This window comes from Cohnella sp. SGD-V74 (assembly GCF_003001675.1).
Classification (GTDB): Bacteria; Bacillota; Bacilli; order Paenibacillales; family Paenibacillaceae; genus Cohnella.
This window is the reverse complement of record NZ_PVYW01000030.1, coordinates 25,764-48,811: the sequence shown is the minus strand read 5'-3', so window position 1 is coordinate 48,811 and position 23,048 is coordinate 25,764. Positions and strand designations below refer to the sequence as shown.

Annotated in this window: 21 protein-coding genes; 13 read left to right on the top strand and 8 right to left on the bottom strand. The window is 59.1% G+C overall.

Annotated elements, in window-relative coordinates; all coding sequences use genetic code 11:
* Positions 1 to 100 precede the first annotated feature (100 nt).
* On the bottom strand, positions 101 to 391 hold the full coding sequence (locus B0G52_RS32290; RefSeq protein WP_094050557.1) for a transporter: 291 nt from the start codon (positions 389 to 391) through the stop codon (positions 101 to 103).
* A gap of 35 nt (positions 392 to 426) precedes the next feature.
* A complete protein-coding gene (locus B0G52_RS32285) occupies positions 427 to 756 on the bottom strand; it encodes a hypothetical protein (protein WP_198960772.1) in 330 nt (109 codons plus the stop codon).
* Positions 757 to 962: 206 nt separating this feature from the next.
* Between B0G52_RS32285 and B0G52_RS32280 the strand changes: the two genes are divergently transcribed.
* The 4 genes from B0G52_RS32280 (at position 963) to B0G52_RS32265 (ending at position 4,038) form a co-directional block, all read left to right on the top strand.
* Positions 963 to 1,373 (top strand): BlaI/MecI/CopY family transcriptional regulator, encoded by a 411-nt coding sequence (locus B0G52_RS32280; RefSeq protein ID WP_198960775.1) that lies wholly within the window; start codon positions 963 to 965, stop codon positions 1,371 to 1,373.
* A complete protein-coding gene (locus tag B0G52_RS32275; RefSeq protein ID WP_094050555.1) occupies positions 1,370 to 2,173 on the top strand; it encodes a M56 family metallopeptidase in 804 nt (267 codons plus the stop codon). Before B0G52_RS32280 ends, B0G52_RS32275 begins: the two co-directional genes overlap by 4 nt.
* A gap of 60 nt (positions 2,174 to 2,233) precedes the next feature.
* Positions 2,234 to 3,022, top strand: coding sequence for a prolipoprotein diacylglyceryl transferase (gene lgt / locus B0G52_RS32270; RefSeq protein ID WP_094050554.1), 789 nt, complete (start codon positions 2,234 to 2,236; stop codon positions 3,020 to 3,022).
* Positions 3,023 to 3,129: 107 nt separating this feature from the next.
* Positions 3,130 to 4,038 (top strand): alpha/beta hydrolase, encoded by a 909-nt coding sequence (locus tag B0G52_RS32265; protein WP_233163285.1) that lies wholly within the window; start codon positions 3,130 to 3,132, stop codon positions 4,036 to 4,038.
* Positions 4,039 to 4,073: 35 nt separating this feature from the next.
* On the opposite strand, the gene B0G52_RS32260 is transcribed toward B0G52_RS32265, so the two are convergent.
* Positions 4,074 to 4,940, bottom strand: coding sequence for an AraC family transcriptional regulator (locus tag B0G52_RS32260; RefSeq protein ID WP_094050553.1), 867 nt, complete (start codon positions 4,938 to 4,940; stop codon positions 4,074 to 4,076).
* A 200-nt stretch (positions 4,941 to 5,140) separates the two neighbouring features.
* Here B0G52_RS32260 and B0G52_RS32255 point away from each other — a divergent pair, with 200 nt between their 5' ends.
* Positions 5,141 to 7,078, top strand: coding sequence for a hypothetical protein (locus B0G52_RS32255; protein ID WP_094050552.1), 1,938 nt, complete (start codon positions 5,141 to 5,143; stop codon positions 7,076 to 7,078).
* A 75-nt stretch (positions 7,079 to 7,153) separates the two neighbouring features.
* Here the strand turns inward: B0G52_RS32255 and B0G52_RS32250 are convergent, their stop codons facing one another.
* From B0G52_RS32250 to B0G52_RS32240, 3 genes are all read right to left on the bottom strand, one after another.
* Positions 7,154 to 9,388 carry a carbohydrate-binding domain-containing protein gene (locus B0G52_RS32250; protein WP_094050551.1) on the bottom strand — a complete coding sequence of 745 codons (2,235 nt, stop codon included), beginning with the start codon at positions 9,386 to 9,388 and terminating at the stop codon, positions 7,154 to 7,156.
* A gap of 145 nt (positions 9,389 to 9,533) precedes the next feature.
* Positions 9,534 to 10,388, bottom strand: coding sequence for a helix-turn-helix transcriptional regulator (locus B0G52_RS32245; protein ID WP_094050550.1), 855 nt, complete (start codon positions 10,386 to 10,388; stop codon positions 9,534 to 9,536).
* 108 nt (positions 10,389 to 10,496) lie between these two features.
* The gene (locus B0G52_RS32240; RefSeq protein ID WP_094050549.1) at positions 10,497 to 11,627 is read right to left on the bottom strand and encodes a glycoside hydrolase family 88 protein; all 1,131 of its coding nucleotides are present in this window, start codon (positions 11,625 to 11,627) and stop codon (positions 10,497 to 10,499) included.
* A 197-nt stretch (positions 11,628 to 11,824) separates the two neighbouring features.
* Between B0G52_RS32240 and B0G52_RS32235 the strand changes: the two genes are divergently transcribed.
* Positions 11,825 to 13,768, top strand: coding sequence for an AraC family transcriptional regulator (locus B0G52_RS32235; protein ID WP_094050548.1), 1,944 nt, complete (start codon positions 11,825 to 11,827; stop codon positions 13,766 to 13,768).
* A gap of 66 nt (positions 13,769 to 13,834) precedes the next feature.
* Here B0G52_RS32235 and B0G52_RS32230 read toward each other — a convergent pair whose 3' ends face one another.
* A complete protein-coding gene (locus tag B0G52_RS32230) occupies positions 13,835 to 14,149 on the bottom strand; it encodes a hypothetical protein (protein ID WP_094050547.1) in 315 nt (104 codons plus the stop codon).
* Positions 14,142 to 14,510, bottom strand: coding sequence for a DUF6864 domain-containing function (locus B0G52_RS32225; protein ID WP_094050546.1), 369 nt, complete (start codon positions 14,508 to 14,510; stop codon positions 14,142 to 14,144). The genes B0G52_RS32230 and B0G52_RS32225 overlap by 8 nt, the downstream gene beginning before the upstream one ends.
* Positions 14,511 to 14,726: 216 nt before the next feature.
* Between B0G52_RS32225 and B0G52_RS32220 the strand changes: the two genes are divergently transcribed.
* The 7 genes from B0G52_RS32220 to B0G52_RS32190 all read left to right on the top strand — a co-directional run bounded on the left by B0G52_RS32220 (position 14,727) and on the right by B0G52_RS32190 (position 23,047).
* Entirely contained in the window at positions 14,727 to 16,178 is a 1,452-nt protein-coding gene (locus B0G52_RS32220; protein ID WP_094050545.1) for an RNA-guided endonuclease InsQ/TnpB family protein, read from the top strand.
* A 457-nt stretch (positions 16,179 to 16,635) separates the two neighbouring features.
* Positions 16,636 to 18,270 (top strand): FAD-dependent oxidoreductase, encoded by a 1,635-nt coding sequence (locus B0G52_RS32215; protein WP_094050544.1) that lies wholly within the window; start codon positions 16,636 to 16,638, stop codon positions 18,268 to 18,270.
* Between the two features lie 5 nt (positions 18,271 to 18,275).
* The gene (locus tag B0G52_RS32210) at positions 18,276 to 18,656 is read left to right on the top strand and encodes a 4Fe-4S dicluster domain-containing protein (protein WP_094050543.1); all 381 of its coding nucleotides are present in this window, start codon (positions 18,276 to 18,278) and stop codon (positions 18,654 to 18,656) included.
* Positions 18,657 to 18,701: 45 nt separating this feature from the next.
* Positions 18,702 to 19,334 carry a nitroreductase family protein gene (locus B0G52_RS32205; RefSeq protein ID WP_094050542.1) on the top strand — a complete coding sequence of 211 codons (633 nt, stop codon included), beginning with the start codon at positions 18,702 to 18,704 and terminating at the stop codon, positions 19,332 to 19,334.
* A gap of 286 nt (positions 19,335 to 19,620) precedes the next feature.
* Positions 19,621 to 21,252 carry an FAD-dependent oxidoreductase gene (locus tag B0G52_RS32200; protein WP_094050541.1) on the top strand — a complete coding sequence of 544 codons (1,632 nt, stop codon included), beginning with the start codon at positions 19,621 to 19,623 and terminating at the stop codon, positions 21,250 to 21,252.
* On the top strand, positions 21,249 to 21,599 hold the full coding sequence (locus tag B0G52_RS32195; protein ID WP_094050540.1) for a 4Fe-4S dicluster domain-containing protein: 351 nt from the start codon (positions 21,249 to 21,251) through the stop codon (positions 21,597 to 21,599). The genes B0G52_RS32200 and B0G52_RS32195 overlap by 4 nt, the downstream gene beginning before the upstream one ends.
* Positions 21,600 to 21,718: 119 nt before the next feature.
* Positions 21,719 to 23,047, top strand: a complete 1,329-nt coding sequence (locus B0G52_RS32190; protein WP_094050539.1) for an extracellular solute-binding protein — start codon at positions 21,719 to 21,721, stop codon at positions 23,045 to 23,047.
* Position 23,048: the final 1 nt, after the last annotated feature.

The following is a 23,048-nucleotide window of genomic DNA, read 5'->3' as shown; positions in this document are numbered from 1 at the left end:
TCTGTGAAAAAAGGCTTGGCGGAGTTCATCGGTACATTCGTGCGGAATGTTTGATGCGAAACCGGGGCCCCCGCAATCCTCTGCGGGGGCCCCGGCTTTCCTAGAAACACGTAAACGATTGAATTCTCCGCAGGTCGAAACCGGAGAACATCCAGAAAAATCCGTTCCAACGAAATCCGGAGACGGACGTGCGTCCGACGAACACCGGGTAGAACCAGAAACCCGGTCCGCTCTGCGGCCAAATATAGGTTTGGCGGAACAGGCATCCGGAGATGGCTCCCGGGTCTACCGCAAGCGTCGAAGCGAGCGGCTGCTGCGGAACGGTCTGCGGAGGCGGAGCGGTCGGGGGCTGCAGTCCGCCTTGTGGTCCGAGAGGAGGCGTAATGGCCAAGAGGATCTCACCTTTCCTGTTCGTGATCGGAAATCTTAAAGCAGCGAAATCGTGAGCAGATTAAACAGCACCAACGGAAGCACGAAGTTGGCATAAGGGTTAGGCGGAGGCGGCCCCGGGAAAAAGGCGCGGGAGCAGCCCTCGTTCGATAGAGACAGATACAGAACTCCGTTATGGCAATAGCGGATATGTCCTTCGAATACGTCGCCGTCCATCGTCTCGACGACGACCAGCCGATTGGAATGACGGGAGCACAGCTGATGCAGTTGATCCCTCACCGAGCGCAGCGTCTTGTGAACCTGGGAATCGCATTGATAGATCGGCGTCATCTGATGCTGAACCTGAACCTGATTTGACGAGCTCATTCTAACGACCTCCGTGTGCAGAGCATGGAACATTCTATGCGGAAGCCCAGTTCGGGGTTACGGGAAAACGCCGGCCGCTTTCTTGTGCCAGATGTACCGTCCGCGACGATCGGAATTGGCGGAGAAGTCAACGTTGACAGCTCTGCCCAAACGAACTACACTCTGTAGTATGGGGTGAGATCAAGTTGCCAATTAAGAGGCTGAATATGAAGGGCGAAGGCTTGAACCGCTTTTTCGGACCGCTGGAGGCCCGGATTATGGCGATTCTCTGGTCTTCGGAAGGGTTGACCATCAAGGAAGTGCAGTCGATCCTGAACCAGGAGAGCCCGATCTCGGTCAACGCTGTCATGACGGTCATGAACCGTCTGGTGGACAAAGGCCATCTGAAGAAGACGCCATCCGGGAGCGGCAGAACGCAGGCGGCGAAATTCTCCACCGTGCAGACGAGAGAGCAGTTTCTCTCCGATCAGACGAAGGAAGTGTCGCAGGGGCTGATCCAGGAGTACGGAAGCCTGGTCGTCAACCATATGATTGACGCGCTGGACGAGGTCGATCCCGAGGTCATCGCCAAGCTGGAACGCAAACTGCAGGAAATCAAGGACGGGAGACGAAGATGAACGGTCCCATCGCGAAGCTGAGATGGATCTATGCGCTGCTGCTCGTCTTCGTTGCCGCCGTCGTCGCGCAGATGGCCGCGTTCGCGTATCATCAGATCGCGTCCGGGGAACCGCCGTATCTTTCCGCGATTGCCGTTCTTGTCGACTTGGTCATCGTCTATACGATCGTTAGAGCGGCATGGCGCTGCGCCAAACAAATTTACTGGTCCCGGGTGTGGCACAAGCGCTTCCGCAGCAGCATGCACGGACGTTTAACGAAGCGCCTTAACTATAAGTATCGGAGTTGGGGAACGGAAATCATCGTGGTGCGGGACGCTGCGTTCATCGCCCTGACAATCGGAACGCTGCGGCCGCGAATCGTCGTCTCGACCGCATTGTTCGAGATGTTCGGCGATAAGGAGATCGAAGCGATTCTGCTGCACGAATGGCATCATTGCCGGAACCGGGACGGTCTGAAGCTGCTCGCGTCGGCCGTGCTGGAAGACGCTTTCGGCTACTGGCCGATCATTAAGCCGATCGTCAGACACTACCGGACGTGGAAGGAACTGTTCGCCGACAGGTTCGCGATCCGGCGGATGGGGACGGAGCTGTATTTGGGCAACGTGCTGTTGAAGCTGGCGAAGCTAGGGGACATCCGGCAGCGCGAGGGAGCCGTTCATTTCGCCGACGGCACGATGCAGTACCGGATCATGCAGGTTCTTGAGCCCGGCCGGGCGGTCAAGGTTCCGCTCTCGCTGCTGAGGCCTCTGCTGGTCTCTTGCTCCTTGCTGCTGTTGCTGATGCTTGGAGGGGACTCTTAGCCCCTTTTTTTCGAAGATCATACTACATAATGTAGTATAAAACGTCAGGAGGATAAAAGGATGAAAGTGGTTTTATTTACGATCGGAGACTTCCAGGTGCATTCCTACGGGGTCGTTGTCGCGCTGGCCGTGCTGCTGGCGTGGGGGATGGCGCTCTATCTGGCGGAGGGAACCTCCTACCGGGAGCATATCCCGAATATGGCGTTCTACTTGATCGTCGGGGCTCTGGTATTTGCCCGGGTATGGCACGTTTTCTTTTTCCAATGGGGGTATTACTCGAAGCATCTGCATGAAATTCCTTACATCTGGCATGGAGGGATCGCGATCCAGGGGGCGTTGGTCGGAGGAGCCGCGGCCATGGTGTATTACACGAGGAAGCACGGCCTGTCTTTCTGGAAAATGGCCGATATTGTGGCGCCGGCAGTCGTGCTGGGGCAAGCGGTCGGGAGAATCGCCTGCTTCCTGAACGGGGATGCTTACGGGGCGCCGACGGGCAGGGGATTCGGCATCGTATACCCGGAAGGCACGATGGCGTACGACCGGTACGGAGCCGAGCCGCTGTGGCCGGCGGAGATCTGGGAAGGACAGTGGGATCTGATCATATTCGTGCTGCTTATTTTGCTGAAGGCCAGGAAGCTGCCGACAGGGGCGTTGTTTCTAACCTACGGCATTCTCTACTCGACCGGGCGATTTCTGCTGGAGTTTCTGCGGGGAGACTCCCCTCGCTATCTGTTCGACTGGACGGCGGGGCAATGGACAAGCTTCTGCGCCGTTGCCGTAAGTCTGGCGATGCTGGCCGTTCTGACGCTGCGGGAGCGGCGCTTGAGCGCGAGTAAGCGCGCAGGTTAAGTCTTTTTCATTTCATAGGCGTGAATTTCCATAAAACGGTGTATTATAGCCAAAAATTTCTATATACTGATCTTGTCGGAATCCATTGCAGAGGACGGGGAACGGAAATGAGAGGAAGACGAGTCGGATGGCTCTTGGCGATGTTGGCGGTCATAGCGGTCATGGCGGCGGCAGGATGCGCGAGCAGCGAACGATCCGGTACGGAGAGCGCGTCGGTCGAGAGCTCTCCCGTCCGCGCAGAAGTCGTATCCTCGATTCCGAACGTGCAGAAGGTGACTTTTCATAGCGATGCGTTGGACAAGGATATGAAGTTCAACATATATTTTCCCCCGGGGTATGCGACGACCGAAAAGTATCCCGTACTGTATATCTACCACGGGTATGGCGGGAATGAAGATTCCTGGACTCGGGTTCTGGGCATCGATAAAGTCGCCGACGAATGGATCGCGCAAGGCAAAATCGAGCCGCTCATCATCGTCACGCCCCAGATCGACGTCAGCTATGGGTTCAACTCCGAGCAGTTCGGCAATTACGGCGATTATATCGTACAAGACGTGATCCGATACGTGGACGGCAACTTCAGCACGGCCGCGGATAGAGAGAACCGCTACATAGGCGGATTGTCCATGGGAGGATGGGCCGCGCTGCATCATGCTTTTACGCATCCCGAACTATTCTCGAAAGCGGGCGGGCATAGTCCGGCCGTGTGGATGGACGACTGGATGGACACCGGCGGTCTGAAAAACTGGATTTATCCGACGGAGGAGGTCCGCAAGCAGCGCGACCCTTACTATTTGGCGGATACCGCGGATTTGAGCGAAATGTCGGTCTATCTGGACTCGGGCGACCAGGACTATTACAAGTTCTACCAAGGAGCCGAGGCGCTTGACGCCAAGCTGCGCAGCCGGAACGTGCGCTCGGAGTATCGCCTGAATCCAGGGGGGCACGACGAAGCGTATTGGACCGCGCACCTTGGAGATTACCTGCTGTTCTACTCCGGCTCGACGGGACAGTAAGGCAGGCGCGACGACAGCTTTGGAAAGCGACCCCGCTACTCTGCCGCGCCGTGCCGGGCCAGATGCTGCTCGCGGAAGCTCCCGGGGCTCGCGCCGTGGTGCTTGCGGAACACCTTCGAGAAATACGAGAGGTCCTCGAAGCCGACCGAGGCCGCGATCGTGCCGACCGGAACCCGGGTATGGATGAGCATGCGCGCGGCTTGCTCCATTCGGTAGCGGGTCAGGAAGTCATGGGGCGATTTGCCGATCCGCTCGCGGAACCGTTTGGAGAAATAGGAGCGCTCCAGCCCGACGTGGGCAGCCAGATCGGATACGGTCAGAGGGCGGGAATAGTTTGAACGGATGAAGCGAATCGCCTGCTGCACCGACTCGTCGGCGTCCCGTCTGGACAGAGGGCCCGCCGCTACGGAGGACTGCCGCGTTTCCTCCAGCAGACGGGCGAAGAAGCGGAACAAATAGCTGATTCCTTCCGCCTCGCCGATGAAGGACTCGTCCGCGGTGCCCGCGAACATTCTATCGAACAGGCGGGAGATTCGCTCGGGTTCGCGGAACGAATAGGTAGGGTGCTCCTCCGTCAGCCCGGCCGCCGCCAAGTAAGCGCCGAACATCTCCCCGTCGAACCCGACCCAGGCATACTGCCAGGGCTCTTCCTCGTCCGCGCGATAGGCGCCCGGAACGTTGGGGGACAGCACGAAGCAGTCCCCGGCCTGCAGCTCGTACGACGTGCCGCCCGCCTGGAACTTCCCTTTGCCCGAACGGATGTAGTGGAGCAGCGCATGATCGCGCATGGCCGGCCCGTAGCCGTGACCGGGGCTGCACCGATGATAGCCGCAATAGTACAGCCGAATCGGCCTCCCGGACAATCCCGCGGTAATGAAATGCTCTCCGAACTCGCTCTCCATCTCCTTTTCCTCCTCGTACTCTCCGGTGAATAGCCGATAGACACATTTTTCCCCTCATTTCCATCATATTAAGGCTTTTGACGAAAATAAACACGCAAAATTACCGATCTATCACACAGCCCTCCCCTCCTTGCCGCTCCGCGCTTCCGCTACAATGAAAGCACTTCACCCTATTCCAATCGATAAGGAGCGGCGTTTCAATGAGCGAAACAACAGATAATGCCCGTTGGCGGTTAGACGAGAGCGGCATCCGATGGGAGATCGGGGCCGATTCAAGACTTCCTCACGACGATCAGTTGGAGATGAGCGGCCGCAGCGTCTCCGCGATCGTCCGGTACGGCGTCGACGAAGCGGGGGAGCTGCTTCTCGCCAGACAGGTCGTATGGCCGATGCTGCGCACGATCCCGAACAATACGCACGCCAGCTTAATGCACGAATATCCCGAAGAGGCGATTCCCCGCTTTAAGGCGGATGGGCGGCTGCTGTCCCCGGAACGGCCGCGCATCGTTGCGTTCAACGGGCTGCTGGAGATCGAGAGCGAGACGGCGGAAGGGCTGACGGTGCGACGCCTCCTGTTTCCGGCCTCCGAGAGTCCCGCGCTGCTGGAGACGGTGACGATTACGAACGGGACGAGCCGTTCCGTCGTCCTGGAGGCGGAGCCGTCCGGGTATTCCCGCCGCGGCAGAGGCGTCGGCGGAATCTATGCGATGGAAGCCGTCGTCGACGCTTCCGGGCCTGTCCACGTGCAGCCCGGCGAGAGCGCCGAGTTCAGGCTGTCGTACGTCGGTCGCAGATGGAGCGAGCGTCTCGGAGACATCGACCATGCCGAGGAAGAGAGCCGTCGGCGGGAGCAGATCGGCACGCTGCGGGACAAGCTCCGCTTCGACTCGCCGGACCCGGTTCTCGGCCGGATGTTCGAGTTCGCCAAGCTCCGCGCTTCGGAGAGCCTGTTCCGCACGAAATACGGACTGCTGCACAGCCCCGGAGGAGGGCACTACTATGCCGCGGTCTGGACGAACGATCAGATCGAATACGCGGCTCCGTTCTTCGCCTATCTGGGGGACGCTCCCGCGATCGAGGCCAGCTTGAACGCTTTCCGTCTGTATATGCCTTTCATGGGACCGGACAACGCGCCGATTCCGAGCTCCGTCATCTCCGAGGGCATCGATATTTGGGAAGGGGCCGGGGATCGCGGCGACGCGGCCATGTACGCGTACGGAGCGTCGAAGTTCGCGCTGGCGACGGGCAGCCGGGAGATAGCCGAGGAGCTGTGGTCCGCGATCTCCTGGTGCCTGGACTATTGCCGAAGCCGCCTGACTCCGGAGGGAGTCGTCGCCTCCGACTCGGATGAGCTCGAGGGCCGATTCCCGACCGGTTCGGCGAATCTGTCCACGTCGGCGCTGGCCTTCGGAGGTTTTCATTACGCTTCGGCGCTTGCCCGGGAGTTGGGTTTCCCGGAAGAAGCCGAAGCCGCGGCGAAGTCGGCGGCGGAGCTGCGCGAAGCGATCGAAGCCTATTTCGGAGCCGAGGTGGAAGGGTTCCGAACCTACCGTTATTATGAGGGCAACGACGTTCTGCGCTCCTGGATCGGCCTTCCGCTGTCTCTCGGCATCACGGAACGGAAAGACGGTACGATTGCAGCAATGCTCTCCCCCCGTTTATGGACAGAGGACGGTCTGGCGACGCAGGCCGGGGACACCGTGTTCTGGGACCGTTCCACGCTGTACGGCTTGCGCGCGCTGTTCGTGGCGGGAGAAACCGGCAAGGCGCTGGATAAATGGTCCGCTTATTCGAAGCGGCGACTGCTCGGGGATCACGTGCCATATGCGGTCGAAGCGTATCCGGAAGGGAACCAGCGCCATCTGTCCGCGGAGAGCGCGCTGTATGGCCGGATCGTGACGGAAGGCCTGTTCGGCATTTCCCCAACCGGACTCGCCTCCTTCTCCTGTGCGCCGCGCCTGCCGGAAAGCTGGCCGTCGATGGCTCTGTCCGGAATCGAAGCGTTCGGACGAAGCTTCGATCTGCGTGTAAGCCGGTCCGAGGACGGGAATGTTCTCCTGACGGTGTCAGCGGACGGCCGCGAACAGGCGTATTCTCTGCGAAACGGAGAAGCCGCAGAGGTTCGCTTCGAGTCTTGATCCAACTGAAATAGGCAGCGCCTGCGGCACCCGCAATCGGGGATCGGAGGCGCTGCCTTTTCATGTTCGTACCACTTACAGCAAGGCGGCCAGAGCGACGGCCAACTCGGCGCGGGTAAGCTGGCTGCCCGCGCTGCTCAGGACAACCGGCTCCTTGCCGCTCAGAGCGGCGTAGCGGTCCAGAATCAGCTGCATGTGCGCGGCGGTGAGAGAGTCGTCGGGGCGGAACTTGCCCGCAGTGTCGCCTTGCACGAGCCCGTTGTCGACCGCCCAGCCGACGTAGCCGCTGTACCATGTCCCCGTCTTGACGTCGGGGAACAGTCCGCTCTCGGCCGTCTTCGCCTCCAGCAGCCTGCCCAGCACCGTAATGGCGGCGGCGCGGCTCACCGGAGCGTTCGGGGAGAAGCTGGCCGTCCCGGTTCCGTTCATGACGCCTTTCTCGTACAGCGTCTTGATCGCGCCGTAGGCGCGGTCCGCCGGGTCGACATCCGTGAAGGGCAGCCCGCCGATCGTGAATTGCCATTGCGATACGCCGGCATACTCCGCGTTGCCGGAGACGACGGCGACGGTGAGGCGATACGTTCCGTCCGCTTCGGGCAGAATGTCCGAGAGGGAGCCTTGGAGCTCGGAGAGCAAGCGCGTCTCGGAATAGTTTTCCGAAGGAACGTCCGTCACTGTAATCTGGACGTCCCGGTCGGACACGTCCGCGCTGGCTTCGATGGACGTCCATGTCGGCTTGATGCCGGACGCCGATCCGGTTAGACCGGCTCCGTTATTGACGCTGAAGGTCACGCGCTGCTTGCCCGAAGCGTCGGCAGAATCCGAGATGCCGGAGAAGCTGTGAACCGTATCGGTAATGACGAACGATACGGAACCGACGGCGTCGGAATCCGGATTCGGCCGATTTTGCTGCGGATCGAAGCCTTCCGGGAAATCGGGCATGCCCTCCGGCCTTGTCCCCGGAAATCCGCTGCCTTCGGGAGGCGTCTGCCCCGGAACCGGGCCTTGGCCTTGGCCGCCGGCGTGAGGAGCTTCGCCGGGGGCCTGTCCGTTGCCGGGACGCGCCCCGAATCCGCCCATCATGCCGAAGGAATTGCCGGTGTACTGCTGCTGAACCTCGTTGATATAAACGCGGTATTCCGTATTCCGAGCCAGCTCCTGCGAGCTGAAGGTGACGCTTTGGAACGCCTTCTCCGCCGTGTGCGTCAGCAGGGTTTTGCCGCTCGCGTCCGTCAGCTTGACGACGCTGCCCGCGGCTTGCGTCGAAGCGAAAGCGAGCTCGATGAACGTCTGCTTGGAGCCGGAGCTCGCCGCATCGTTGCGGGTGCCCAGCGCGATGACCGTCCCTCCGTTAAGGGAGATGTCCCTGTCCGCGTCGATGCCTCCGTCAGGGCTTCTCTCGTTGGATTGGGTCACGACCGTCCCGCCGTTAATCGTCAGATAGCCGTTGGAGTCGATGCCGTCTCCTTCCGCACCGAGTCCGGCGTTCACTTTCAGGCTGCCGCCGTTGATCGTCGTCACGGAGATTCCGTCTTCGTTCGTGTTGATGCCGTCGTCCTGCGACTGGATGTCGATATGGCCTCCGTTGATCGTCAGGTGCAGCTCCGAATTGAGCCCTTCGTTGTCTCCCGCGATATACAGCTTCCCGGTGCCGGCCGATTCTCCGGAAATGTTCATCGACATTTTGGAATAGAAGGCTCCGTCGTACTTGTGCAGCTTTTTGGTCGATCCTTCCTTGTAGATGCGGGCGACGTGCGAGCCTGTCGCTTTGTTGACCGAACCGTCCGCCAGGACGACCTGCGCGCCTGCCTTGGACAGGTCGGTGACGCCCTTCGTATCCTGAGTGGAGCTGTAAGGCTCGTACACATTGTAGAAAATGACGGCAGGCGCGACCGTGCTCGTAATGTCCGCCCCGTCCAGAATCAGGACGACGACCGCCGTCGGGTCTTCCGCCGCGTTGTTGCCCAGGTCGACGGCGAGCTGGCCGGCCGATAAGGCGCCGGAGACGCGATACGTTCCGGGCTGGGTAATCGTCACGACGGTGTGCGCGGCCGCTTCTTCGGCGGTATGCTCATCGGCCGCCGTCCCCTCTCCGTAGTCGCTGCCTCGTCCGGCCTCGTAATAGACGATCTTCGCTCCGACGTATACGGCGGAGCCGGGGTCTGACGAAGCCGCTTGGCCGTTCACCGTTACTCCGGCGTCGGACAGTCGGATGACCGTTTCCTCCTCCGCGCTCGCAGCCGATGCGGACACGGCGCAGGTGAGCGCGATCAGCAGGGCGAGCAGTAAGGATGAAGTTCTTTTCAGCATGTATCGGGCACTTCCCTTCGCTAAGGTATGCCCCTACTGTAACCGGCGAGTCTTAAATGAAACTTAAATGCAGCTATCGCCTCATCCGTCGCGGTTGTTCGCGTCGGGCAAGCGGACAGCGGCGGCGATGCGCGGGGGCGACGACTTAGTATATGCTCTTCCGATACTGATCGGGCGACACGCCCTTCGCTTTCTTGAACATTTGGCAGAAGTATGAGGAGGACAGTCCTCCGAGCTGCGAAGCGATCTCTGCGACCGAGAGCGACGTGTTGGCGAGAAGCGCGCATGCTTCCCGGATGCGGCGTTTCGTCAAATAATCGGACGGCGTCATGCCGGTGGATTTCTTGAAGACGTGGGAGACGTGGTAGGGGGACAGATGAAGGCTGGACGCCAGCTCTTCGAGCTTGAACGGCCGCTTGTAGTGAGCGTCGAGCCATTCGGCGATCTTCTCCGAGTGCGACCGCGCGCGGGAGGGGATGTCTTCGGCCTCGGCCTCGCGGGTAAACAGATGCTTCTTCAGCAGGCGAAGCAGCGAGAGCATGAGAAGGCCGACCTCCTCTTCCCGGCTCGAAGAGGCCCCTTCGGCTGCGTCATGCAGCTCCCGCAGCAGCTCCGCCAGCGGGAAGACCTGCAATGAAGGGAAATACTGCCGCTGAAGATGCCCGTTCCAGAGCAGGCGGAAAAACCGTTCCAAGTCCGGGAACGGGGCGAGATAACGGACGACGAATTGCGGGTCGAACGTTAGATTGGTGCGGACGTAAGCACGGTTCGGCCTCGCCGGGACGGAAACCCGGTGCAGCTGATAGGGTTGGAACCAGACCAGGGAGTGATCCTCGATCGGGTAGGTCTGGTTGTCCACCCGGATTTCTCCCTGGCCTTCGTGGATATAGAGAATTTCGATCCCCCGGTGCGCATGGTGCCAATGCGATTCCAGGTCACGCTTCCTGTAAGTGTACAGGAACGAACCGGGCTCCAATCCGATCTGCGTATGCTTGTTCATTGCGCCAAGCTCTCCTTGTCGGGTGCGAATCCGCTTTCTTACATTATAGGGAGCACCCGCGAGCGTGCGCAACCGCTGGCTAAGAGAACGTTATCGGCCCAACGCGGACTAACGTTCGTACCAGTATCCCGGCGTGCCCTTGTGAAGCCGGAGCAGCGCTTCGAGATAGAAGTAGTCTCCCCAGATGACGAAGTCGTCGGGAGAGATGTCGCCCCTGACCGAATAGGAGCCATGGCGCAGGAAGCCTTCCTCCGCGGGATCGCCCGCCGTAAAATAATGTTCGGTCAACGAGGTCATAGATTCATTCACCGAATCCAGCAGCAATTGCCGTGCGGGATCGTCTTGGGGAAGATGCCCGGCGATCTCCAGCATGCCGCACGCGGCGATGGCCGAAGCGGAGCTGTCCCTCGGCGTTCCCTCCTCCTGCGGAGCGTCGAAATCCCAGTAGGCGACCTGGTCAGCGGGGAGATGAGCGATAAAAAACTTCGCCAATCTCACGGCCGTTTCCAGAAACGAAGGCTCTTTCGTATACCGATAGGCCAGTGCAAAACCGTAGATGCCCCAAGCCTGACCCCTTGTCCAAGTAGATCCGTCCCGAAAGCCTTGGTGAGTTCCTCCGCGAACGGAGTCTCCCGTCTTCTGATCGAAGTAGAACGTGTGATAGGAAGAGTCGTCGCCTCTGACGAGGAAGCGCCGGCTTTTCTCGGCATGGATGCGGGCTCGCTCGGCATAGAGAGGATCGCCCGTCTGCTCGGTCGCCCAGAAGAGCAGCGGAAGATTCATCAGACAGTCGATAATGATGCGCCCGCCGTTATCGGGATCGCCCTCAGGCCCCCAAGCCTGGAACAGCTGCGAGTCCTTTCTCCACCTCTTCATCAGAACATCCGCCGCCTGCAGAGCGACTTCCTTGGCCGGCCCGTCCTTTTCCAAAATCCACTGCGCCTTGGCGGACAATGAATACAGAAAGCCGATATCGTGGTGATTCAAATGCCGGTTCTGCTCCAAACGGCGCTTCATGGAAGCGACGGCGACGACCGCGGCTTCGCGAATAGCCGGGTTCTGATTGTACTCGTAGGAAAGCCATAGAATGCCGACCCAGAAGCCTTCCGTCCAGGACGTTTGATCCTCCAGCTCATATTTTTCTGTTCCTTTGCTGACGATCGGGAATTGGTTCCCGAAGCGGGCGACGTTGGCGGTTGTCATGCGGATAGTCTGTTCGATAGCCGATTGCCAATTCATTGGATGGCCTCCTCGTAGATTTGGGGCGTTTTTTTCTTTTCGATTATCATTATAGGGGGCCGGACGCTTCGGTTTGTTGCGCGAGTCTGTCGCTGTATTGCGCTTTATGCGGGCGATCGTCGGTCTTTGATCATCCGAGCCGGAAACCTGTATAATCATGAAAAAGAGGCAACGGTCAAAAGGGGATTGGGGAGGCCATGGACAACCATCGGGAAGACGAATACGAGCTGTGGGACGAGCTGCAGGTTCGGGTGCAAGGGGTAGGCAGGCTGACGCTGACGGAGGGTCGGGCGTTGTACCGGGAAGTGCTTTCCTCCAACGTCTTTCTCCTGGCCTGCAGCGGCAGGGCCGTGCTGATCGCGGACGAGGAGCCGCGAGCGCTGGAGCCCTTCCTTATGCTGCATCTCCGTCAGAATACGCGCATAGAGATCTCGGCGAGCGAGCCTTTCGAATCTTATATGCTGAGTTACCGGGCTGAAGCTCCGCTCTGGCGCAGACGGAGGGCGGACGCTGCGTATCCCCCGGATTTTTCCTTTGCCCCCGTTCAGCCTCTCGTATTGTATGAACTGCTGGAACGAATGTATAGAGCGGGGCAGTCCTCCGGCAAGGACCGATTGCTGCTCAAATCGCTGTTCTATCGATTCATTGCCGAGATGCTGGAGCAGAAGCGCAGCCCCGAGCTGAAACCGCCCGAGCTGAAGCAGCAGGTCATCGACTATTTGCGGGAGCATTTCAACCGGCCGCATACGCTGGAAAGCCTCGGCCAAGCCTGCGGATACAATCCCAGATATCTCGCTCGCCGGTTCAAGAAGGAGACCGGGCTGAGCCCGATCGACTATCTGATCCGCATCCGCCTGCGCAAAGCCTGCGAGCTTCTGCGCCGCACCCCCGCGTCCATCGGAGAAATCGCCCAGAGCGTGGGCTACGACGATATGTTTTACTTTAACCGGCTGTTCAAGAAAAACTTGGGCTGCTCCCCCGGCCGGTATCGGCAGGACGAGGGGCGGAAGATGCCTTTTTCTCCATACGAGGGGTACGGATTGTCCATGGAGGGCAGCGTTTTCCCATGGTACATTGTAGATGATAATGAAAATCAATATCATTTGCAATTCGGAGGAGAACGAAACATGTCGCGAATGAACAAAGCAATGAGCCTGCTGCTCGGAGTAACACTGCTGCTGACCGCTTGCGGAGGAGGAGCCGCAACCGACAAAGCGTCCGGAGCGTCCGCGAGCCAGACGTCGAGCGCCGGCCCGTCCGCAAGTCTGGCCCCGCAAGTCGCCGCGGAACAGGAAGCGCAGCAGTCGAAGACGACGAAAATGGTCAATACGTTGTTCGGCGATCTCGAGGTGCCGGCCAAGCCGATGAAAATTGCAGCCATCCAATACGTAAGCAGCATCCTGGCGGTTGGCGTTCAACCGATCGCCTCAACGAACCGCGTGCTGGACAATCCCTATTTCGAGAAGCTGAAGGACGGCATCGAACTGGTGGGCACTTCGTCCGCGGACGTCTCTTTCGAGAAGCTGGTTGCCCTGGAGCCCGACTTGATCATCCTGATGACATCGGATAAGCAGGAGTACGACAATTACAGCAAGATTGCTCCGACCATTCCGATTCCGTGGGGAGCTTTCCAGACGATCGAGGAGGAAGTGCTCTTCTTCGGGGATTTGCTGGGCCGCGCGGAGGAGGCCAAGCAATGGGTAGCCGATTACGAAGCGAGAATCGCCGCCGCCAAGGCGAAAGTGGATGCGGCCGTTCCGGCGGACGCCGCGTTTACGATTTTCGAATGGTCGGACAAGGCGCTGTCGATGTACGGAGAGGATATGGGACGCGGCGGAGTGCCGATCTACCGCAATCTCGGGCGGCCAATGCCAGATTCCAACGTCGAAGTTCTGAAGGAGGAGGACGGCTATCTTCAAATCTCGCTGGAGGTTCTGGAAGATTTCGCGGGCGACTATATCCTTCTGACTACGGAAAAATCGCTCGAAGAGATCGAGAACGACCCGATCTGGTCGAAGTTGGACGCCGTCCAGAACGGCCGAGTCTACGTATGGCGCAACGAACGGTCGTACTTTAACGATCCGCTGTCGGTGCTGTCGCAGACGGAAGAGCTGGCGAACTGGCTGGCCGGCACAAAATAGTTCTTTATTCGGGAGCATCCCTTAAGTCGTCAACGTCGACTGGGGACGCTCCCGTTTTAATTCCGGCTATCCCCCGCCTTCCTTCGAGCGAGACCCGATCAAATAGCCGATAATCGTCGATTCGACGGGAAGGACGACAAGCGTCCACATTTCCTTGAGGCCGAAGTCGGGCGAGCGGTACTTGTCGGGCGTCAGCGTGTAGACCAAGGCAATCAGCAGAACGGCGAGCGCAATCGTGCCTACGATGTACAGGCGAACGTTGTCTCCCGAGCCGAAAAATCGGCCCAGGAAGCCGAGCTCGGCTTTGCGCTTCTCGCTCTCCGAGTTCGCGGCGATAATTTTGCTGGCCACTTTCGGGTCCTGAATCTCGATTTTATTCATGCTCAGGGACCCCCTCTCCCGCGAAAAAGGTGAACGTAAGCGACCAGTTCGTCGCTTCGTAGTTGATCGTAACCTCGTATCGGAGCGAGAGCCTGCGATTGTTCAGCACCCCGAGGTGAATCATGTCCCGGTTGCCGGTCGGCTTGCCCCTGGGGAAGTTGACGCAGGCGATGCGCACCTCGTTGTAGCGGACGAGCCGGATATCGGTCGTAAAGTCGTTTCTCTCCGGCTCGTACTCCACGCAAAATACGAACGTCAGCGGGTCGTGCTCTTCCGACAGAACGATCTCGATCGGGTTCATGTCGTAGGCGAGCACTCTTCCGTGGTAGACGGCTTCGAATCCTCCGGACGTAATTTTCATGTCGTATCCCTCCCGAGACGAAATGGTTGGCGTACGAGCTCCGTTAATCTATCGTTACCGCCGAGAGTACGCCTTCTTCAAGCGACGAAGAAGCTAAGTGGGGGGTGAATCGGCGACTTCTGTGGAACACCTTCAAGACCTATTGTTATCCTGCATTTTATGGTACACTAAGATCAGAAATAGGAACATACATTCCCTTTTGAAGGAGGTGATAGGATGACAGATTTCACCTACCATACGTTTCAGATTTGGATTAAGAAAGGTCATCGCTTATATCCCTACTTCGAACAAATGGGCGTGGATGCGAAGGGTTTATACAACGTCACGAACTTTTACATCCGGCAAATTTATACGTCTTGTCGACAAGACAAACCCCTGCAACCGTTGCAACAAGAAGTGATGAATACCCTGCATCAATACATCGAGGCCATGAACGAACGTCAACTTGCGGCTTACCAGGCTAAGATCGACAAGGCGCAGCTTAAGCCCCTGCTCGAACGTCGGGAGATTCGCTGTAACCTCTTCGAGTTGCCGAGCAAAGTCAGACCTTTGGTCGGTTACAACTTCCTGGATTGTTTATTCAAGGTGATGAAACAGAAGGATTACCTCGCACTTTCAATTCAAAGCAGTCAAGCGGTGATGAGACTTGTGTGTCAAAACTGGAAAGCGTTCTTTGCCAGCATTAAGGATTACGGGCAACATCCCCAGAAGTATACGGGCAAACCGCGTATTCCCGGCTACTGTCGTGCCAGAGAGAAAGAAATGCTGTTCTCGAATCAAGATTGCGTTATCCAAGAGGGGAAATACCTCAAACTTCCGAAAACGCGTGTTCGACTCAACATTGGAAAGCTGGGCTGCACCGATGGCAAACTCAAGCAGGTACGCGTCGTGCCAAAGTACGGGCAATATGTGGTCGAGCTCGTCTTTGAACGGTCCATTGCAGTCGAAGCACGGGACAAAGAACGCTTCATGGCGATTGATCTGGGCGTAGACAACCTTGCAACCTTAGTCACCACAACAGGTTCACAACCGTTGCTTGTGAAGGGCAAGTCGATCAAAGCGATCAATCAGTACTACAACAAGCTGAAGGCGCATTATACCGGCATCCTTCGTCAGGGGAAAGCCCCAAAGGAAGGGCCGCACACGTCCAAGCGATTGGCGCAGTTACATCGCAATCGTCAACGTAGAATCAAGGATCTGTTCCACAAGGCGAGTTACCAGATCGTCAAGCAGGCGATTGAACAAAACATTGGAACGATCGTCATGGGCAAGAATGACGGATGGAAACAAGCGGTCAGCATCGGCAGGCGAAACAATCAATCGTTCTGTCACATTCCCCACCACATGCTGATTGCGATGATCAGGTACAAAGCTGCGGAACAGGGAATTGCGGTACAACTGACAGAGGAAGCCTACACCTCCAAGGCGAGTTTTCTGGACCACGACCCTGTGCCTGCGTATGAAGAAGGCCGGACAAGGTCGTTCTCCGGCAGACGAATAGGTCGTGGCTTGTATCGGAGTGCGAAAGGTTTGATTAATGCCGATGTGAACGGAGCCGCGAATATTTTGCGCAAAGTAGTCCCAAATGCGCGAGCAAATGGGATAGCGGGGTTGGACGGTAACCAGTCCGTCAATGTGTCAACTCCTCAAGTGTTAAGCATTCGGTAGGTTGTACGAGTGATACACTTGAAACCCCCACTTCAACCGGAGCATCAGCGATGGTAAGTGGAGGGAGTATTCATATTTACGTTTGCAATCACGGGGACATGACAACCGGGAGAATGCTCTCGCGAAAGTGTATCGAAAATGACGTGTTGACATACGATATATCGCATGGTAGGATGATGGCAATAAACTCAAACTATTTCACTTGGTATTATTGGCTTTGCTTCAGACATTGACCATTCCAATGGAGATGTAGGTTCTCTTGCTGCAGCGTACACGGATGAACGTATCGCTTGCGTGGAGGGAACGTGCATCTTTTTTGTATGCATACAGACGCAAGTTAAGAAGGCGGAATGCCGGGCGGAAGGAGAAGAAGAGGACGACAGAAGGATTACGGGCAAGCAATTCCGGACGATGGGGATGGGCAAGCCCGCGCTAACAGGGAGACGGAGGAATCGCAATGAGTGGGGAAACGGCATTAAAGCTGACGGCGGACGTGCTGGTTATAGGCGGAGGGCCTGCCGGCGCTTGGGCCGCCTGGAGCGCCGCATCCAAGGGAGCCAAGGTCGTGCTGGTTGACAAAGGTTATCTCGGTTCAAGCGGAGCGACGGCGCCCGGAGGGACGAATCTGCTGTACCTGCCGCCGGACAAGGAGATGAGAGACAAGGCGGTGCGGGAGAGAATGGCCTCCGGCGGCTACTTGTCGGAAGCAGGCTGGATTCATCGCGTGCTGGATCAAGTCTATATCAACCTGGAGCGGGTCGAGCAGTGGGGCTATCCGTTCGTTCGGGACGAGAACGGCGTTCCCCAGCGCAATCACTTGCAGGGACCTGAATATATGGCGTTAATGCGCAAGACGGTGAAGAAAGCCGGCGTCAAGGTGCTGGACCACGCGCCCGCGCTGGAGCTTCTCGTCGACGAGCACGGCGTCGGCGGAGCAAGAGGCGCGCTGCGCCAGCAAGGGAAGGATTGGGAAGTGAGGGCCGGAGCGGTCGTGATCGCGACCGGAGGCTGCGCCTTCCTGAGCAAGGGACTCGGCTGCAACGTCCTGACCGGAGACGGGTACCTGATGGGCGCAGAGGTCGGCGCGGAGCTGTCGGGCATGGAGTTCTCGCGCAGGTATGCGCCGGCGCCGGCCTTCAGCTCCAATACGCGCTCCAGATTGCTCGGCTGGGCGACCTATTACGACCAGGACGGGAAGGAGCTGAAAGGCTCGCGCAACGGCGATTTCCTGGCCGAGCGGCTGCTGGAAGGACCGGTCTACGCCATTATGAACAAGGCCGACACGCCGGAGAAGCGGGCGATTCTGCGCTCGTCGCACGCCATCTTCTTCCTGCCGTACGACCGGGCCGGCATCGACGTGTTCACGCAGCCCTTCCCGCTGACGCTTCGTTACGAAGGCACCGTTCGGGGAACGGGCGGACTGCGGATCGTCGACGATAACTGCGAGACGACGGTGCCCGGCCTGTACGCGGCCGGCGATGCCGCGACGAGGGAGCGCATTACGGGAGCCGCTTCCGGCGGAGGCGCGTTTAACGCGTCGTGGGCGATCTGCTCCGGCACCTGGTCGGGAGAAGGCGCGGCCCGGTACGCTTTGTCACAGCGGGCGGGAGCCGATTCCCGGCAGCTTCGCTCGGCCGGCCGCTACGGATTGGCAGAGACGACCGGCGGACGGGCGCTCTCGTCGCCGCGAGTGGAGACGGCGGAGCTGGTGCGCGCGATTCAGGATCAGGTGTTCCCGCTGCAGATCAACTATTTCCGTTCGGAGGTCGGCTTGAAGGCGGCGTTGAACAAGCTGCACAGCTACTGGCCAAGCGTGAACGAGCAGGCGCCGGGCAACGTCCACGAGCGCGTCCATGCCCGCGAGGCGGCAGCGATGGCGGCAACGGCGAGATGGATCTATACGGCCGGGCTGGCTCGCAAGGAGACGCGCGGAGCGGGTCTGCATCTGCTCGCGGAGTACCCGGACGAAGATCCGAACCAGCATCACCGGCTGCTCGTCTCGGGCTTGGAGACGATTCGGACGCGGCCGGACCGCACTTTCCTCGGCGGAGCTTCGGCGGCATCCTATCCGGGAACGGAACAGGGGGCATAAGCGCAATGATAGAGCTGGTTAGCACGGACCGCTGCATAGGCTGCAATCTATGCGTGAAGGTATGCCCGACCAACGTCTTCGACAAGACCGAAGCCGCCCCCGTTATCGCCAGGCAAGAGGATTGCCAGACCTGCTTCATCTGCGAGGCGTACTGCCCCGTCGATGCGCTGTACGTATCTCCGTACTCCGACGAACAGGTGGAAGTCGACGAAGCCGCGCTCGCGGAGCAGGGCGTGCTCGGAAGCTGGAGAGCTACGCTCGGCTGGGGGCCGGGACGAACGAAGCTGGCGGCGATCGATCAGACGCCGTTCATCAACCGGATTTTGCCGGCCAGGCCGGTGCGCGCAGCCGGGGTATCCGATGTGCGATCGCCTGCGACCGGCTGAAGCTTGAAGCCATCTTGAATCAACGATAGAGAGGAATGACAAAGCATGAGTGCTGTACCCGTTCAATCGAATCAATCGCTGGAGCAACAATCGTATGCCCCGGAGGTAGAGGCCGCTAGAAAGCCGGACTACCCCGTGCATCCGCTCATCCTGAACCGCTGGTCCCCGCGATCCTACGAACAGCGGGAAGTGTCCGACGACACGCTGTTCACCGTACTGGAAGCCGCCCGCTGGGCGCCGTCCGGCGGCAATCAGCAGCCTTGGCGCTTCTATGTCGCAAGAACGGAAGCGGAGCACGAGCAATTCCGCAAGTTCATCAAGCCGCGCAACCGTCTATGGGCGGACAAAGCGCCGGTGCTGCTGCTGGTCGCTTCGGTGACGGTCAAGGAGAACGGAGATCCGCTGGGCGCGCACGCCTTTGATGCAGGGGCTGCATGGGCCACGTTGGCGTTCCAAGCCAGATTGCTCGGCTTGTCTACCCGGGCGATCGGAGGCTTCGAACACGATATCGCGCGAGAGACGCTGCAGGTTCCGGATTCCGTCGCGCTGCATGCCGTCATCGCCCTTGGTTATCGCGGGGACGCGTCGGCGCTGGACGAATCGTTCCGCGAAGCCGAGCAGCCGAACGGAAGACGTCCGCTGGCGGACAGTCTTCTGCCGATTCCCGCAGGGGAATAAGAGGAGCCGCGCAGCGACAGGCGGCGATTCGTAAAATGAGAGTTCAAAAAGTTCGGTTTTCAGCACCGAGGCTGGTCGTTCGCCTTACGGCGAACTGCTCGCCCATGCATCCTGGAAGGTTGGATGAAGACCGTTGATGAGGAACGGTCGTAAAGCGTAGTGGAAGCTACGTGAGCACCGGAAGAGACGGCTGAATTCAAGATTCGATGTCGAGTCTGCTTCCCGAGAGGCTTCGTGATCAAAAACGGACTTTTTGAACTACCTCTAAATAAGAGGAGGGATGGTCATGGTTAGCGAGCAACCGGAGGAACGCTTGGTCGCCGACGTGCTCGTCATCGGCGGCGGTCCCGCGGGAGCATGGGCCGCCTGGAGCGCGGCCTCCCACGGGGCTCGAACGGTGCTGGCGGACAAGGGATACTTGGGCACCAGCGGCGCTACCGCGCCGGGCGGCACCGGATTTCTCTACGTGGAGCCGGACAAGGAGAAGCGGGAGAAGGCGGTCGCCGACCGGTTGAAGTCGGGAGGTTATCTGTCGGAAGAGCCATGGATCTATCGTCTGATGGAGCAGGCTTATCTGAACATTCAACTGGTAGAGCAATGGGGCTACCGGTTCCCTCTGGACGAGAACGGCAATCTGTACAAAGCCCATATGCAGGGACCTGAGTATATGGAGCTGATGCGCAGAGTCGTCAAGAAAGCGGGCGTCACGATTCTCGACCAGCACCCGGCGCTGGAGCTGCTCACGGACGAGCATGGCGTCGGCGGGGCGAGAGGCGTGAACCGGCTCAGCGGCAAGTCGTGGGAAGTTCGCGCGCATTCGGTCATTCTGGCTACGGGCGGCTGCGCCTTCCTGAGCAAGGGGCTGGGCTGCAACGTCCAGACGGGAGACGGGCAACTGATGGCCGCGGAGCTCGGCGTAGAGATGTCCGGCATGGAATTCAGCCGCCAATACGCGACGACCGCGGCGTTCGGCACCGTGACGCGCAACCGCGTACTTGGTTTCGCTTCTTTCTACGACGAAGCAGGCAACGTCATTCACGAGGGCGGACCCCGCCAGGATCATTTCTTCGCCGTACATTTGCACAAAGGGCCGGTGTACGCCATGCTGACGCACGGCAATACGCCCGAGAAGCAGGCGATCATCCGGGCCTCGACGCCGCTATGGTTCGTGCCGTTCGATCGGGCCGGCATCGATCCGTTCACGCAGAAGTTCCCGATCAAGATGCGCTACGAGGGAACGATCCGCGGCACGGGAGGGATACGGCTCGTCGGGGATTATTGCTCCACGACGGTTCCGGGACTGTTCGCCGCAGGAGACGCGGCATCCCGGGAGAAGACCGCAGGCGCGCGTTCCGGCGGCGGAGCCTACAACGCCTCTTGGGCCATCGCCTCCGGCACGTGGTCGGGCAAGGGCGCTGCCGAGCATGCGCTGGCGCACGGCAAGTCCGCGGACCATCGCGATTTGCGGCCGGCGGGGCGTTACGGCTTGCGGCATACAGCCGAATCGGCCGAGTCGATCCCGGTGCGCGAGGTGGTCAAGGCCGTTCAGAACGAGATGTTCCCGCTGGGCATCAACTATTTCCGCAGCGAGCCGATTATCGCGGCGTCGCTGGAACGGCTGCACAAGCAATGGCCGCTCGTACGGGGAGGCGTAGGTTCTTCCGCCACCGCAAGGGTGCAAGCGCGGGAAGCGGCCGCCATGGTCGTCAACGCGCGCTGGATGTATTCGGCCGCGCTGATCCGCAAGGAGACGCGAGGCATGCATACAATGGCGGAGTATCCGGAGCTGGACGAGGCGATGAGCAGCAGGCTGCTGTTATCGGGCATCGGGGACATCCGGCACCGCTGGGAAGACGTACCTCGCAGCTATGGCTCGATAACGCCGGCGGTCGTAGTGAAGGAGCGGCAAAGCGTATGATTGAGCTGGTCAGCGAAGATCGTTGCATTCAATGCGGACTGTGCGTCAAGGTATGTCCGACCAACGTGTTCGATACGAACGAGGACGGACTGCCGGTCATTGCAAGACAGGAGGATTGTCAGACCTGCTACATGTGCGAGGCCTATTGCCCCGTAGACGCGCTGTTCGTCGCGCATCATGCGGACGAGAAGGTAGCGGTAACAGAGCAGGATCTGATCGATCGAGATTTATTGGGCAGTTGGAGAGCCATTATCGGATTCGGAAGCCGCGGCAAGGTGTCCATGGCGGCCAACGATACGACCCCGATTTTGCGCCAAGCGCGGAGCGGCATCGCCCGAGGCGAATAATGACTGTGAACCCGACCGTTTCGGACGGAGGAGAAATCGATGTTATTGCGTCGGTAATATCGCTTCTACTCTTATGCAAATAATCCATACTATGCATATCCGAAAAGGAGGAAAAAGAAATGAAGAAAATAGGAATTGCGCTGTTCGCCTTGATGCTGATGCTGGTCGCGGCCTGCGCCCAGAAGGAAGTGAAGACCGGGTCGGCTCCGACGGAGGCGCCGGCAGCCGCGAGTTCGCAGCAAGCGGCTGAAGAAGAGAAGGAGCAGATCGAGCTTACGATATTCAAATACGGAGGCGTCACCCTGACGCAGACGGAGGTGGAAACTTATTTTGCTCCGGTGGAGAAGAAGTTTCCCCATATCAAAATCAAGCTGCTGGACATCCCGGAAGGCGATCCGATCGAGCCGCTGCTGACTGCGGGGACGATTCCGGACCTGATCTTCGGAGGCAGCTACGGCGAGCTGAAGGAGAAGGATCTGCTGGCCGATCTGGCGCCGCTGAAGGCGAAATACGGCTACGATGAAAGCCGGCTGAAGCCGGAAGTCGTCAGCGCCATCAACCAGTCGTCCGAGGGCAATCAATTCCCGTTCTCCATCAACTTGCCGGTCATCTATGTGAACAAGGATATTTTCGACCGGTTTAACGTTCCTTACATCAATGACTTGAAAACGTGGGACGAGATCATCGACATTGCCAAGAAGCTGACCCGCAGCGACGACGGGGTGAATTACATCGGCATCGACTTGACGCCGAGCAAGCTGGGAAGCAGTCTGTCGCTCGATCTGATCGATCCCGTGACGGAGAAGGCGGCCGTTACGAACGAGGCGTGGACGAAGGTGTTCCAGACGATCAAGAAGCTGTACGACATTCCGGGCTTCGTGCAGGGCGACGACTATCGTCATGACGACAAGGACGACGTGTTCTACGTAGACCGGAACCTGGCCATGTACTCGCACAATCTGGCCCAGCTTGTCGGACCGCTCGAGGAGCTGCGGAAGCAGGGAGTCACATTGAACTGGGATTTCGCCCCGCATCCGAACTTCGAAGAAGCGCTGGGAACGAGTCTGAAAATCAATGTGCACCGTTTCGGCGTAACGAAGGGCGGCGCGCACCAAGAGGAAGCGTACCAGGTGCTGAACTACTTGCTGTCCGACGAAGTGCAGCGGCTCGTCAGCCGCAACGGCCGCGTATCGGTGCTGAACGATCCGGAGCTGGAGAAGGAATACGGCGCGGACATCGAGGTGCTGAAGGGCAAGACGATCGAGAACATTTTCAAGGCGACGCCGCGCCCGCTCAGCAACGAGCATGTGAACGAGCGCAAAGTGTCCAAGTATTTGACCGAAGCGGCCAGCGACATCGCCCTCAAGGGAGCGGATGTCAACACAGCGCTGCGCACGGCGGAGGAGAAGATCAACAAGGACCTGGAAACGTTAAAAAATACGAAGTAGA